The sequence below is a fragment of the Pseudochrobactrum kiredjianiae genome, from assembly GCF_030362795.1.
Lineage (GTDB): Bacteria > Pseudomonadota > Alphaproteobacteria > Rhizobiales > Rhizobiaceae > Pseudochrobactrum > Pseudochrobactrum kiredjianiae.
In genome coordinates, this window is the sequence record NZ_JAUCBM010000004.1 from 294,886 (window position 1) to 308,190 (window position 13,305).

Sequence of the window (13,305 nt, forward strand, 5' to 3'; positions counted from 1 at the left end):
ATGAGTACACATATAGATAGAGTGCTAATAATTGCTATTCTATATAATTTTATTTCCGCCTTAGTGCAACCCAATATGTTGGATAAACGTTCTTGCAATATCCGCAGAATTGCGGAACCTGAAGAAGATTGCCTTCATGCGAATATTTTTACGAGGACAGTTATGCCATTTAACTTCACTAAGCTCATTCAGCCTGCCGCACTCTCTGCCGGTCTTATGCTCGCAAGTTTCGGTGCAGCTCACGCTGCAGAAACAGGCATCTATGGAAACTGGGTTACAGAGCGCATTCAAGGCCATAAAGTCAGTGGAAAAATCCAATCCACATTGGATATTGCAAAGGATGGCAACATTTCCGGCAGCGGTGGCTGCAATCGTTATATGGGCGGAATGGAGATTAAAGGTGAGAAAATCAAAGTATTGCCAGGCGGCGCAACACTGATGGCTTGTCTGCCAGCGATGATGAAACAAGATTCCCAGTTCCATACCGCACTCGGCATGGTAACAAGCTGGAAAATCAGTAATGGCAAACTGATCCTGATTGATTCAAAAAATCGTGAAATACTGCGTTTAAAACGTGCGTAATAAAAAAGCGGGGCGCATCAGAGTGGTTTACGTTCATGTTGGATCGCATTGCCCGCTCTAGATTCTTTAGTTTGTCGCATTATCCCGACGTCAAGTTGATCCAACTTGACTGTGAAATGCTCTAGCAGCCCCGTTTTTTTATTTTGAATATATTAAGTGTTAGCGCACCTGATCGAGAAGGCGCTTACACTCCAACAGGTCAAATAATGCCTCCTGTAAGAGTGTGCGGTTATCTTTGTTCAGGCGCTTAGAATCAGCGCTCGTAGGCCCCTCTTCATCGCCGCGCAACAATCCGAATAATTTTCTCCCGCCTGATGACTGGCGCGGCTCTTCCGGATCATAATCCTCAATTGCGGCATCCTGCGCAGCAGTCGCCTGTTTTTGACGGGTAATCGCTTCAACGGCGGCGACATCACCATTACCAAGCGCAATGATGAACTGCGCGTTATTTTCACGCAACAGACGCTGCACACCTTTAATCGTATAGCCTTGATCATAAAGCAGATGGCGGATACCCTTGAGCAACTCCACATCCAGCGGGCGATAATAGCGACGGCCACCGCCACGCTTCATCGGTTTGATTTGTGTGAAACGGGTTTCCCAAAAGCGCAGCACATGTTGCGGCAGATCCAGATCTTCCGCTACCTCACTGATCGTCTTAAACGCATCAGGACTCTTATTCATGGTCTGCCCCTTTCCGGTCGTAAAGGAGTATCACTCAAACGATACATTTATTCGGATGAATCACATTTCCAGCGAAAGCAAGGCGTGGCGCTAATAAACACGTAAAATACAGGTCTTCCCGCGAGGAAAGAAAGAAATAACCGGCTTAAATGAGCGTCGCCCTGGTCAGCATCTGCAATGATTCTTATTATCAGCGAGCATAAAGCAAAATTGACCCGCTGCATAACGCCTTAAAAGGAATGCGAAACAGGGTTAAATTTCAGTAAACGGGTGCTTTTCGCTGAAAATCCAGAAAGAAGGCGCAAAGCAAAACACCGGCCACAAATGCAGCCGGTGTTTTAAAATTTCTGTTCAATCAGGCTTTAGCCTTTTTGCCCTGACGTGCAAGGTGCTGATCCAGAATGCGCTGCTTCAGCACATTGGAAGCCTTGAAAGTCATGACCCGTCGCGGAAGAATTGGAACTTCCTCACCAGTTTTCGGGTTACGGCCAATACGCTCATTCTTGTCTCTGACCTGAAATGTTGCGAAGGATGAAAGCTTAACAGTTTCACCATTCACAATGGCATCACAGACTTCGTCAAGAATCATTTCTACCAGCGATGCAGATTCAGTACGTGACAGCCCTACCTTGCGATAGACAGCTTCAGCCAGATCGGCACGCGTGACAGTCTTACCCCCCATGATGAACCTACTCGGCTAGCGTTAAAGGTGATAATCTCTTGTATGTGCAACAGGTTACACAGATGCAACGCCGATGGTCAAGCAGACTTTTACTTAAGATTGAACTTCTTTTCAGTCATCACAGCATTGAAATGCCGTTTATGCGCCCTACCAGCGCAACAAAACGGCACCCCAGGTAAAGCCGCCGCCCATTGCTTCAAGCAAAATCAAGTCGCCTTTTTTGATGCGACCGTCATTAACGGCAGTCGCCAAGGCCAGCGGCACAGATGCCGCGGATGTATTGCCATGCTGATCGACAGTAATCACCACTTTATGCTCGGCAATATTCAGTTTCTTCGCGGAAGCATCAATAATACGCTTATTGGCCTGATGCGGCACAAACCAATCAATATCCTCAGCAGTCAGACCGGTAGTCGCAAAAGACGCCTCAATCACATCCGTGATCATCCCGACCGCATGTTTGAAAACTTCACGGCCTTCCATACGCAAATGACCGACTGTTCCTGTGGTTGAAGGACCGCCATCAACATATAGCTTTTCTTTATGCGAACCGTCCGAACGCAAATTGGCTGTCAGCACACCGCGATCAGATGTCAGGCCATTGCCTTCGGCTGCTTCCATAATAATTGCGCCAGCACCATCACCGAACAAAACACAGGTTGTGCGGTCTTTCCAGTCGAGAAGACGCGAGAATGTTTCCGCACCAATCACGATAACGCGCTTCGCCATACCACTCTTGATATACATATCTGCGGTGGTCACAGCATAAACAAAGCCGCTGCACACTGCCTGCATATCGAAAGCGAAGCCATGCTTCATGCCCAGCGCATTCTGGATTTCAACCGCACTGGCAGGGAATGTATGATTTGGCGTGGAAGTCGCCAGAATAATCAGATCAATATCATCTACGGTCAGACCGGCATTTTCCAAAGCAGCCTGAGCTGCCTTGGTACCGAGCGATACTGTGGTTTCATGCTCACCGGCGATATAACGCTGACGGATACCTGTACGCTGAACGATCCATTCGTCGGATGTCTCAACAACACCTTCCAGCTCTGCATTTTTAACAACGCGCTCCGGTGTAGCTGCACCAATGCCTTTAACGACGGATCTGATCATCAGTAATTTTCCTGTCTGACATATCGGGCATCTTGTCGGTCATCTGGCGCAAAGCAAGCCATCCGACGACACCGGATACATATTTTGATTTTGTGCGCCTACCCGATGATCTGCTCACATTCGTCAGCTCATCGGGTGGCAACACTATAATAGCAGTCATTACAAATGCCTGAGCAGAAAGCAATAACCGACAAATTCAGCGCTTATATGAAAATCATATAAGGCAATTTTACGATAGCGAAAGTGCCAATGCTCACGCAGGCTTGACTGTTGGCTCCGCAGTCTCGTCGCCACTTTCCGCTGTTTCCGCCTTATAGTGACTATAAAATGTGGTCAGATCCGCTTCGATTTTTTGCATCAGGCCGTTGCGCACCATGTCATAGCCAACCTCAATCGCCGAGCAGAACCCTTCACTGGTTGCGCCGCCATGGCTTTTAATCACCACGCCATTGAGGCCGAGAAAGACACCGCCATTGACCTTGTTCGGGTCCATTTTTTCCCGCAACCGGTCAAATGCGCCCTTCGCCAGAATATAGCCCAGCTTCGCCATCCATGTGCGATTGATCGCACCACGCAGATAAGCGGCTATTTGCTTTGCAGTGCCTTCAGCTGTTTTCAGCGCGATATTGCCGGTAAAGCCTTCCGTGACAACAACATCCACAGTGCCCTTACCGATATCGTCACCTTCAACAAAACCTTTGTATTCAAAGCCCTGCAAAGGCGTTGCTTTCAAAGCGGCACCAGCCTCTTTAATGGCATCCAGACCTTTGACTTCCTCAACACCAACATTGAGCAGACCAACTGTCGGGCGCTTAATCTCGAACAAAGCACGTGCCATACCGGCACCCATAACAGAATAATCAATCAGCTGACGGGCATCTGCACCAATACTGGCACCCACATCGAGCACAATACTGTCACCACGCGCTGTCGGCCAGATTGCTGCGATCGCCGGACGTTCGATATTCGCCATCATACGCAGGCAAAATTTAGCCATTGCCATCAGCGCACCGGTATTACCGGCAGAAACACAAACATCGGCCTCGCCGTTTTTAACGGCCTCAATCGCCTGCCACATCGTGGATTTGCCACGGCCATTGCGCAAAGCCTGACTCGGCTTGTCATCCATCTGCACTGCGGTTTCACTGATATGCAGGACCGAGGCAGCCTTTAACTTGGGAAATTTATCCAAAAACGGTTCGACCTTGCCGGCCAGACCATAAAAAATAAACCGGATGTCAGGATGACGCTCCAGTGCATTCGCTGCGGCGGGGATAACCACTTCAGGGCCAAAATCGCCCCCCATAGCGTCAATAGAAATTGTGACCACTTGATCGTCCTATACCGGTCTTCACAAACCATACGGGTTTACTATCAGAGCCTGCTTGCCCGGCATGATTTAAATGCGTATTCAGCCGCCCGAAAAGCTGCATGAATATCTTCGTCTTTTCTTTAGCGATGCTGCGACTTCAACAGAAGTTCACAACACGCCCTGAAGTGCGCAAAATAACTTTTTTGCCTGCGCGCACAACTTAAATTTAATTTTGCCACGCAGACACGCTTTCGCAACATTGCAGCTATCACACCATGTTTTTGAATATAAAGCACTTTAGCGGCTTTGCCTATTCAAATTCCAAGCATGCATGTGCAGCATAAAACCGTGTTTCAGTTTTTGTCACGCAATTTAGCAAGACCGGCAAATGGCGAATCCGGCTTCACTTCATCCTCAGCCTCTTCTTCATCTTCCTCGATGATTTCGATATATTCGGCTTCGGTTTTACGCGGATAAGGATCAATCGCCAGCTCAAAGAACTCTTCGGCTACCGCACCAATATCAATGTGATCGCCTTCAAAAGTTTCCGGCATATCCGGCCCTTCTGCATCAATCAGCATCTCACCGCTTTCATCAAGACGGATACGCGCAAGACGTGAATTTTCCGGCACAAACACCGTATCCACATCTTCACTGATCTTTGTTTCAATCGGCTCAAGGGTAGCAACACAAGACTGCACAATCTGCGCTTCAATATGGCCGCGCAATTTGAGGCCGTCTTTTTTCCACTGGGTGATTACAAAATCAGCCGTAAAGGAACCAACCGACAGCAATTCGTGGTTTTTAGCCAGTTGGGCACGTTCTTTTTCGTCAGCTTCAATCTTTACAGTCAGGCCTTTGCTTGGCACATGAGCCACAGAAACCGGAAATTTAAGCCCTGCGTCACCCGACCCATTATATTTCGTCATGATAAGTCCATCTACATTTCTGAAATTGCTGATTTAATAGCAATGATATCCCGCTTACTTATGCAAAGCTGAAGTGACCTTCAAGGAAGTTGCTGTCAGGCTGCCCGCGCAAATACACATAAGTTTGCATCGCATAAGCAGCCATGGCTCCGCTTTGCTCCCAGCTTTGTCCCGCTTCAGTCAAATCCGGCCGCACATTACGGCTCAATGCAAGCGCCAGTTCGGCCTCATCATTGTTATCAATGGCCTCAGCATAACTCAGCACCCGCCCATAATACATGCGCGCCAGCTTCTTCATACGTTTAGGCACGCCCTGATCGCCGATCCCAAGCTCACGCAGTGAGTGATCAACATCCTTGAAAAACTCTTCAGCAACATCCTGCGTCAGTTCTTTCAGCGCCGGATCTTCCGATTTCAACCGGTGCATCAGCAAAAACACATGCAATGACAGCATTTCGTAACGCCCGATTGGTGTATCCGGCACAAGAAATTCCGCGTAAAAGCGTTTTTGTCGTGCTGCCGCCACGATTTTTTCATAAGCAGACAGAGTAATTGCTTCATTTACTCGGGATTTGCGTCTTAATAAATTAAGAATCATGATTAAACGCCCATGCTTTTGTTGCATCCGGATGCAAGGTGGTTTACCCAAGTTCATCAGGTTACGGAAGTACCGTTGGGATAATGCTTATGGAGATGTCGTCGTTGCAGCGTATTTTCGCACAAAACCGCAGCAGAAGCTTGCTCATTACGGGCGCAGCCGTGCTTTTTTCGCTCGGACTTGCCGGTTGCAATACCGCAAGCATGCTCAATCCTTCAGAAACTTTGACAGAAGGCTATGTCCTTGATGAACAGGCGCTTGATTCTGTTCCTGTTGGTTCCAGTCGTGAACAGGTCTTGCTGACACTCGGCACACCGTCCACAACGGCAACATTTGATAATGAAGTTTTCTATTATATTTCGCAAAAGCGCTTCCGCGCTGCGCAATTCATGAAACCAAAAATTATCGACCGCCGCATTCTGGCTGTTTATTTCGGCAAGGACGGTAAAGTTTCTCAGATCGCCCATTATGGCCTGCAGGATGGTAAAGTCTTTGACTTTGTTGCCCGCACCACACCGACCGGCGGTAAAGATCAGACTTTTGTTGGTCAGCTTATGCAGGGCGTTGGCAAATTGCCAACCTCGCTGCCAGGCACGATGTAAAATCTTATTACATAAGAGCCGATACAAATTAAAAACGCCGGTGAGATGCTCTCACCGGCGTTTTTCTTTATTGATGCGCCAATACGGCCAGCAGTAACAGTGCCACAATATTGGTAATCTTGATCGCCGGATTAACGGCAGGCCCTGCCGTATCCTTGTAAGGATCACCAACCGTATCACCGGTCACCGAGGCTTTATGCGCTTCTGAGCCTTTCATGTGCTTCACACCGTCTGCATCGGTAAAGCCATCTTCAAAGCTCTTCTTCGCATTATCCCAAGCACCGCCGCCGGATGTCATTGAGATGGCCACGAACAAGCCGTTGACGATAACACCGAGCAATGAGGCACCGAGTGCCGCAAAAGCAGACGCCTTAGAACCGGAAATCAGCAACACGCCGAAATAGACCACCAGAGGCGCCAATACCGGCAACAAGGACGGAATTATCATTTCCCGAATAGCAGCTTTGGTCAGAATATCCACCGCACGGGCATAATCCGGCCGTTCCGCGCCACTCATGATTCCCGGCTTTTCACGGAATTGCCTGCGCACTTCCTGCACAACCGATCCGGCAGCACGACCGACCGCAGTCATAGCAATACCGCCAAACAGATAAGGGATCAGACCACCAAAGATCAGACCTGCAACCACATAAGGGTTAGACAGATCAAAGGAGACTGCCCCCATATCGGCGAAATATGGGTAGTTCTGACTATTGGCAGCGAAAAATGCCAAATCATTGGAATAGGCCGCAAACAGCACCAAGGCGCCAAGACCAGCCGAGCCAATCGCATAGCCCTTGGTCACGGCTTTGGTCGTATTGCCAACCGCATCCAGTGCATCTGTCGCCTTGCGCACTTCGGGATCAAGGCCCGCCATTTCCGCAATACCACCGGCATTATCGGTTACAGGTCCGAAAGCATCCAGCGCCACAATCATACCGGCAATACCGAGCATGGCTGTCACAGCAATGGCCGTGCCGAACAATCCGGCCAACTGATAGGTTGTGATAATCCCAAACACGATGACAATGGCAGGCAATGCTGTTGATTCCAGCGAGACGGCCAGCCCTTGAATCACATTGGTGCCATGTCCGCTGACAGAAGCCTGTGCGATGGAATTGACCGGACGCTTATTGGTGCCGGTATAATATTCCGTAATCACCACGATCAGACCGGTAACGATCAAGCCGATCAACCCGCAGATAAACAGATTACTTCCGGTAATTGAAATACCGGCGACCGTGCCGATCTCTCCCCATCCGATTGTTATTGTTGTCGCCAGCGCCAGACCAACCACCGACAACAAGCCGGTGGCAATCAGACCTTTATAGAGCGCGCCCATGATGGAATTGTCTGTGCCTAAGCGCACAAAGAATGTCCCGGCAACAGATGTAAGAATACACAAGCCGCAAATCGCCAGCGGATAGAGAATGATTACCGGCAGTGACGGCGCACCAGCGAAGAAGATTGCCGCCAGCACCATGGTCGCAACAACCGTCACGGCATAAGTTTCAAACAAATCCGCAGCCATACCAGCGCAGTCACCGACATTATCGCCGACATTATCGGCAATCGTTGCCGGATTGCGTGGATCATCTTCGGGAATACCGGCCTCAACCTTGCCGACCAGATCGCCGCCGACATCCGCGCCCTTGGTGAAAATACCGCCGCCAAGACGGGCAAAAATCGAAATCAGCGAGGCCCCGAAACCGAGTGCGACCAATGCATCGATCACCATACGATCACCGGACGCATAGCCCATACCAGCCGTGAGGAACGTGTAATAACCGGCAACGCCAAGCAGCGCGAGACCTGCCACCAGCATGCCGGTGACCGCACCGGCTCGGAATGCAATTTCCAAACCACCTGCAAGGCTCATCGAGGCGGCTTGCGCCGTGCGCACATTCGCACGCACAGAGACGTGCATACCGATGAAACCGGCAACACCGGACAGAACCGCGCCGATCAGAAAGCCGAAAGCCGCATAAGCGCCCAGCAGCCACCATGTAATGATAAAGACCACCGCACCAACGAAAAAGATCGTCATATACTGGCGCGCAAGATAGGCCTGCGCACCCTCGCGGATTGCACCTGCGATTTCCTGCATCCGCGCATTACCCGCATCTGATGCCAACACGGAACGGATCGCCCAGCCTGCATAGACCAGAGCCAGAACGCCGCAAATAAGAATAAGTATGAGAACTGCCATGCATCTTCCCCTTTATATTTCCGGCAGTTTGACCGGAATATTACGCTAGAGAATTTTCAGTTTATTTTGGATCTTAGAAAATGCTCTATCTCTTTGTTATTGCGCGTATCTTACCCGAAAACTGCTTCACACTTTTCGGGATACGCTTTAACGGAGAACGGCTAGGAGCAAGGCACAGCAAAGATTGAAAGCGCAGAGGGCGCTTCAGAAAATGCTCACAGTCTGCTCAGACAGAAACAGAAGGCAGTCACTTCAAATCAGAGTCCGGTCGTTCGATTTACCCTACAATCCTGTTCTGAAATCGCTCAGTCATCAGGATTATGTTTTCTTTTAGCATCTGTCTGATCAGCATGCTTCAGGCTTGTCTTCCGGTATTCTGGTTGCAGGATGCGAAAGCCGGAGACAAAGGTCAAGTGCCTGTTTTAAAAACAGACAAAGCTACAATTGGCATAGAAAAAGCCGGTACAGAATTGTACCGGCTTTTAAAATGCATAATATGCACGGCAGAGAGTGCCGCCACCATCAAATCTGTATCAACGCGGCGCTTTTCGGTTGCCACGGCTCTCACCGCGGATCTCAAATGCTAAGCGATCGAGAACGGCATTGACCAGTTTCGGCTCGTCTTCTTCGTAAAATGCCTTGGCAATATCGACATATTCCGAGACGATCACTGCGGTCGGCACTTCTTTTTTGGTGCGCAATTCCCAGATACCTGCACGAAGAATCGCACGCAGTGTCGAATCAAGACGTGACAACGGCCAGTCTTCGGTCAGCGATTGGCGGATCATCGGGTCCAGAACGCGCTGGTCAGCAACAACACCGGCGATGATCGCACGGAACCATTGCGGATCGGCATCCAGATACTGATCACCGTCGATGTCTTTACCCAGACGGAAGTTCTCGTATTCAGCAGCGATGTCCAGCACGCCGGTGCCGGTTACTTCCATCTGATACAGTGCCTGAACGGCAGCAAGACGGGCTACGCCTCGCTTATTGGCGGTGCGCGGCGCATTCTGCGGCGTCGCATGTGGGGCGGTCATATCAGACTCCAAATTTTCTTTGTAAATCAATCATTGTCAGGGCAGCGCGTGCAGCAAAACCGCCCTTATCTTTTTCACTGCGTTTGGCGCGGGCCCAAGCCTGCTCTTCATTTTCCACAGTGAGAATACCATTACCGATCGCAATGCTCTCTGACACCGACAGGTCAATCAGCGCACGGGAAGATTCATTCGCAACAATTTCAAAATGATAGGTCTCGCCGCGAATGACCGTGCCAAGCGCAACATAACCATCATATTCGGTGCCGCCACCTGCCTCTGCATCGAGAGCGAAGGAGATAGCCGCCGGAATTTCAAGCGCACCCATAACAGTCACAACTTCATAAGTTGCACCAACATCATCGAGTGCGGCTTTGGCGCCGTCCAGTAGTGCATCAGAAAGCGCATCGTAAAAACGGGCTTCAACAATCAGAATATGCGGCTGATAAGCCAGAGTTCCGGTCATCTCATTCTCCATAATCAATTGCCATTCCAGCAAACCAAGTCACTACAACCAGAGCGGTTTTATCCGAAACTGCTGCAGGTCAAGAACACTGTATTATCTTCCGCAAACGCATCGCCTTCACGGAAACATATATAAAGCATATTCTATAGAAACCTGCGGCACTTACAATGTAAGCAGTCATAGATTTTTCAATAGCGGCTTTTGTCCGACAACGACGACAACCCCTGCTGTGGCAGATAAATCTCTGCACAACGGAGGTAAAGCAAATGGCTGAACGGTAATAAATGCTGATCTACAGCATTATGCTTAAAAAGTAAGCCCTTTTTGCAGCATTTCTGTAATTTTGTCGTCACTGAACGTCAAAGGCACAGCGCGGTTTCCCTGCGCTGTGCCTTGAATCTCTCTGCACATTACAATGCGTATTTATACCTTAAAGCGCCGTTCGCCCTCTTGGGCGCTACACAAGGTCGCTCTAACACTTTATATTCACAGCATAATTTTAGCTTAAACTGATTCAAGTTTAAGGACTTATGCTTTAAACTGCGCCAGACGCGCGGCATAACGCGCGAGCTGATCAATTTCGACATTGATTTTATCGCCGACCTGACGGGATCCCCATGTGGTTACTTCCAGCGAATGACGGATCAGCAGCACGTCGAATTCATTGCCATCAACGCCATTCACAGTCAGCGATGTGCCATCCAGCGCCACAGAACCCTTCTGGGCAATGAAAGGTGCCAATGTTTCAGGCGCGCGAATGGTGAAACGAACCGCCTCACCTTCCGCCTGAATTTTGATAATTTCCGCCATCGCATCGACATGACCGGAAACCAGATGGCCGCCCATCTCATCTCCGAGCTTCAGCGAGCGTTCCAGATTGATTTTACGGCCGGACTTCCATTCGCTGATTGTGGTCAGACGCAGGGCTTCTTCCCATGCTTCCACTTCAAACCAGCGGGCATTGCTTTCAAGATCAGGCAAGCGCGTCACGGTCAGACAAACACCGGAGCAGGCAATAGAGGCACCGATCTCAATAGTTTTCGGGTCATAGGCTGTATCAATACGCAACAGCACACCTTCATCCAGGACTTTAACGTCCGAGACTTCGCCGATATCAGTCACAATACCTGTAAACATCCGTCATTCTCCGATTATTACAATGCAGCAGCACTGTGGTCAGCCGCAATGCATTCATGCCAATCTTTATTTACGTTTATATTCACACAGACGGTCAGACGCAAAATGGCTCTCGCCGGTTTTGACAAAGTCCGCATCAATAAACGCCTGCAAGCCTTCAACAGCCAGAGCCTGTCCGTCACCATTGGAGAGGATCGGATTTGGCCCGTCAAACATCATCAGCTTGTCGACCAGACTATGCGCCAGAAAAGCCTGCGCAACCACCGCACCGCCCTCGACCATCAGGGTTGCGATGCCCTGTGCAGCCAAATCATCCAGCAATTCCGGCAGCGCGATTTTCTCATCTTCGCACTCGGTTGCGAGAATACGGCAACCGGCTTCAATCAATTGCTGACGTTTAACCGGATCAGCATCATTGCGGGCGGCAATCCACAATGGCACCTGACGTGCAGACCGCACCAACTTCGAGGTCAGCGGCGTACGCAATTCGCTATCAAGGATAACGCGGATCGGTGAACGATCCTGCAAGCCCGGCAAGCGGACATTGAGAATTGGATCATCGGCAATCACTGTGCCGACGCCAATCATGATTGCATCGGTCTGTGCGCGGCGCATATGCACCTGCGCTATACTCACGGCACCGGTAATGGCGATCTGGCCACGTCCGACACAGCCGACATAACCATCCACCGACAGAGCCAGCTTCAGCAAAACTTCAGGACGTTTGCGGAAAGAGCGCGACAGATAACCGGCCAGCTCATCATCGCCCTGCTCACGGCAGACATCGGTGACAACTTCCAGACCTGCATCGCGCAAAATCTGATAGCCCCGCCCTGCAACACGCGGATCAGGATCGCTGCTGGACGCAACAACACGCTTGATACCTGCGGTGACCAGCGCACTGGCACAAGGCGGCGTATGACCATGATGGGCACAAGGTTCCAGCGTGACATAGGCTGTAGCGCCTTTTGCCAGCTCGCCCGCTTCAGCAATTGCCTGCGTTTCCGCATGCGGACGACCACCTTCCGCGGTAACACCACGACCGACAATCACCGGCCCAAAGCCGTTATCCGCCACAATCAGCGTCGCCACAGAAGGATTGGTTCCCGTAATACCAAGATGGCGGCGTGAATAGCGGATTGCAGCCGCCATAAAGCGCTTATCCAGCTCCGAGGCAATTCCTTCGCCAGAATGGATCTGATGGTTCTGGCGAGCTGTCGCGTTCTGAGGTTCATTCATATGCCAAATTCCAGTACGGAGTGTTTTATGTCTGTCCGGTTTCATCAGGATAAACGCAAAACCTATATATTTTAACAATCATCTGATCTGAAAAAACTGACGTCATTTCAGCAAACAGTCTGTTCAATGAGGCACTACGTTCGGCTTGATCGGTCTGATGCCTCAGAGTTTCATTCAAAGCAGGAAACCTGCAAAATCCCAACGGCGACTTATGCCGCCTGAACTTTAATCATCTGTATCAGGAGATACCGGAGTTTCCATCTGTCCCAGCTCATCAATGACATTATGGAAATCTTTGGCAACACTGAAATTGCGATATACGGAAGCAAAGCGGATATAGGCAATATCATCGACGCCTTTCAACGCCTCCATCGCCAGCCGGCCGATTTCCTCTGACGGAATCTCAACCTCGCCGGAGCTTTCCAGTTGTCGGACGATTCCCGATACTGCCCGCTCCACGCGATCACTATCAACCTCGCGTTTGCGAAGCGCCACTTGTATCGAGTGCATCAGCTTATCACGGTCAAACACCACGCGGCGGCCGCTTTTCTTAACCACCATCAATTCGCGCAATTGCACGCGCTCAAAAGTAGTGAACCGGCCAGCACAATCCGGACAGACGCGACGTCTGCGGATAACCGCTCCATCCTCTGCCGGACGGGAATCCTTAACCTGCGTATCTTCGGACTGGCAAAACGGGCAGCGCATG

The 13,305-nt window shown here is 50.1% G+C and carries 15 protein-coding genes; 2 read left to right on the top strand and 13 right to left on the bottom strand.

The genetic code is table 11. The features are described from left to right. The first annotated feature begins 75 nt into the window (after positions 1-75). Positions 76-582, top strand: a complete 507-nt coding sequence (locus QUF18_RS10820; protein ID WP_289387065.1) for an META domain-containing protein — start codon at positions 76-78, stop codon at positions 580-582. A 159-nt stretch (positions 583-741) separates the two neighbouring features. Here the strand turns inward: QUF18_RS10820 and QUF18_RS10825 are convergent, their stop codons facing one another. From QUF18_RS10825 to QUF18_RS10855, 7 genes are all read right to left on the bottom strand, one after another. Continuing rightward, positions 742-1,266 carry a MerR family transcriptional regulator gene (locus tag QUF18_RS10825; protein WP_289387067.1) on the bottom strand — a complete coding sequence of 175 codons (525 nt, stop codon included), beginning with the start codon at positions 1,264-1,266 and terminating at the stop codon, positions 742-744. A gap of 355 nt (positions 1,267-1,621) precedes the next feature. Further along, positions 1,622-1,948, bottom strand: coding sequence for an integration host factor subunit alpha (locus QUF18_RS10830; RefSeq protein WP_113942824.1), 327 nt, complete (start codon positions 1,946-1,948; stop codon positions 1,622-1,624). Positions 1,949-2,095: 147 nt separating this feature from the next. Further along, entirely contained in the window at positions 2,096-3,067 is a 972-nt protein-coding gene (locus QUF18_RS10835) for a beta-ketoacyl-ACP synthase III (RefSeq protein WP_289387069.1), read from the bottom strand. Then, positions 3,048-3,227 (bottom strand): hypothetical protein, encoded by a 180-nt coding sequence (locus tag QUF18_RS10840; RefSeq protein WP_289387070.1) that lies wholly within the window; start codon positions 3,225-3,227, stop codon positions 3,048-3,050. The genes QUF18_RS10835 and QUF18_RS10840 overlap by 20 nt, the downstream gene beginning before the upstream one ends. 93 nt (positions 3,228-3,320) lie before the next feature. Continuing rightward, positions 3,321-4,397, bottom strand: coding sequence for a phosphate acyltransferase PlsX (gene plsX / locus QUF18_RS10845; protein ID WP_289387072.1), 1,077 nt, complete (start codon positions 4,395-4,397; stop codon positions 3,321-3,323). Positions 4,398-4,732: 335 nt separating this feature from the next. After that, positions 4,733-5,308: a YceD family protein gene (locus QUF18_RS10850; RefSeq protein ID WP_289387074.1), complete on the bottom strand. Its 576-nt coding sequence runs from the start codon at positions 5,306-5,308 to the stop codon at positions 4,733-4,735. A gap of 58 nt (positions 5,309-5,366) precedes the next feature. Then, positions 5,367-5,906 carry a ubiquinol-cytochrome C chaperone family protein gene (locus QUF18_RS10855; RefSeq protein ID WP_289387075.1) on the bottom strand — a complete coding sequence of 180 codons (540 nt, stop codon included), beginning with the start codon at positions 5,904-5,906 and terminating at the stop codon, positions 5,367-5,369. 89 nt (positions 5,907-5,995) lie between these two features. Here QUF18_RS10855 and QUF18_RS10860 point away from each other — a divergent pair, with 89 nt between their 5' ends. Continuing rightward, the gene (locus QUF18_RS10860; RefSeq protein ID WP_113943201.1) at positions 5,996-6,508 is read left to right on the top strand and encodes an outer membrane protein assembly factor BamE; all 513 of its coding nucleotides are present in this window, start codon (positions 5,996-5,998) and stop codon (positions 6,506-6,508) included. Between the two features lie 67 nt (positions 6,509-6,575). Here the strand turns inward: QUF18_RS10860 and QUF18_RS10865 are convergent, their stop codons facing one another. From QUF18_RS10865 to nrdR, 6 genes are all read right to left on the bottom strand, one after another. Next, positions 6,576-8,717 carry a sodium-translocating pyrophosphatase gene (locus tag QUF18_RS10865; protein ID WP_289387076.1) on the bottom strand — a complete coding sequence of 714 codons (2,142 nt, stop codon included), beginning with the start codon at positions 8,715-8,717 and terminating at the stop codon, positions 6,576-6,578. A gap of 533 nt (positions 8,718-9,250) precedes the next feature. After that, a complete protein-coding gene (nusB, locus tag QUF18_RS10870) occupies positions 9,251-9,757 on the bottom strand; it encodes a transcription antitermination factor NusB (protein WP_289387077.1) in 507 nt (168 codons plus the stop codon). Position 9,758: 1 nt separating this feature from the next. Further along, positions 9,759-10,220, bottom strand: a complete 462-nt coding sequence (gene ribH, locus QUF18_RS10875) for a 6,7-dimethyl-8-ribityllumazine synthase (RefSeq protein ID WP_289387078.1) — start codon at positions 10,218-10,220, stop codon at positions 9,759-9,761. A gap of 528 nt (positions 10,221-10,748) precedes the next feature. Further along, entirely contained in the window at positions 10,749-11,357 is a 609-nt protein-coding gene (locus QUF18_RS10880) for a riboflavin synthase (RefSeq protein WP_289387081.1), read from the bottom strand. A 66-nt stretch (positions 11,358-11,423) separates the two neighbouring features. Continuing rightward, positions 11,424-12,596 carry a bifunctional diaminohydroxyphosphoribosylaminopyrimidine deaminase/5-amino-6-(5-phosphoribosylamino)uracil reductase RibD gene (gene ribD, locus QUF18_RS10885; RefSeq protein ID WP_289387082.1) on the bottom strand — a complete coding sequence of 391 codons (1,173 nt, stop codon included), beginning with the start codon at positions 12,594-12,596 and terminating at the stop codon, positions 11,424-11,426. A 225-nt stretch (positions 12,597-12,821) separates the two neighbouring features. Further along, positions 12,822-13,304 (bottom strand): transcriptional regulator NrdR, encoded by a 483-nt coding sequence (nrdR, locus tag QUF18_RS10890; RefSeq protein ID WP_289387084.1) that lies wholly within the window; start codon positions 13,302-13,304, stop codon positions 12,822-12,824. Position 13,305: the final 1 nt, after the last annotated feature.

What these genes read in the sequence shown, in the direction of transcription:
- QUF18_RS10820 (WP_289387065.1), top strand. Translation starts at nt 76, where the DNA reads ATGTTGGATAAACGTTCTTGCAATATCCGCAGAATTGCGGAACCTGAA.
- QUF18_RS10825 (WP_289387067.1), bottom strand. Translation starts at nt 1,266, where the DNA reads ATGAATAAGAGTCCTGATGCGTTTAAGACGATCAGTGAGGTAGCGGAA.
- QUF18_RS10830 (WP_113942824.1), bottom strand. Translation starts at nt 1,948, where the DNA reads ATGGGGGGTAAGACTGTCACGCGTGCCGATCTGGCTGAAGCTGTCTAT.
- QUF18_RS10835 (WP_289387069.1), bottom strand. Translation starts at nt 3,067, where the DNA reads ATGATCAGATCCGTCGTTAAAGGCATTGGTGCAGCTACACCGGAGCGC.
- QUF18_RS10840 (WP_289387070.1), bottom strand. Translation starts at nt 3,227, where the DNA reads ATGACTGCTATTATAGTGTTGCCACCCGATGAGCTGACGAATGTGAGC.
- QUF18_RS10850 (WP_289387074.1), bottom strand. Translation starts at nt 5,308, where the DNA reads ATGACGAAATATAATGGGTCGGGTGACGCAGGGCTTAAATTTCCGGTT.
- QUF18_RS10855 (WP_289387075.1), bottom strand. Translation starts at nt 5,906, where the DNA reads ATGATTCTTAATTTATTAAGACGCAAATCCCGAGTAAATGAAGCAATT.
- QUF18_RS10860 (WP_113943201.1), top strand. Translation starts at nt 5,996, where the DNA reads ATGGAGATGTCGTCGTTGCAGCGTATTTTCGCACAAAACCGCAGCAGA.
- QUF18_RS10865 (WP_289387076.1), bottom strand. Translation starts at nt 8,717, where the DNA reads ATGGCAGTTCTCATACTTATTCTTATTTGCGGCGTTCTGGCTCTGGTC.
- nusB (WP_289387077.1), bottom strand. Translation starts at nt 9,757, where the DNA reads ATGACCGCCCCACATGCGACGCCGCAGAATGCGCCGCGCACCGCCAAT.
- ribH (WP_289387078.1), bottom strand. Translation starts at nt 10,220, where the DNA reads ATGACCGGAACTCTGGCTTATCAGCCGCATATTCTGATTGTTGAAGCC.
- QUF18_RS10880 (WP_289387081.1), bottom strand. Translation starts at nt 11,357, where the DNA reads ATGTTTACAGGTATTGTGACTGATATCGGCGAAGTCTCGGACGTTAAA.
- ribD (WP_289387082.1), bottom strand. Translation starts at nt 12,596, where the DNA reads ATGAATGAACCTCAGAACGCGACAGCTCGCCAGAACCATCAGATCCAT.
- nrdR (WP_289387084.1), bottom strand. Translation starts at nt 13,304, where the DNA reads ATGCGCTGCCCGTTTTGCCAGTCCGAAGATACGCAGGTTAAGGATTCC.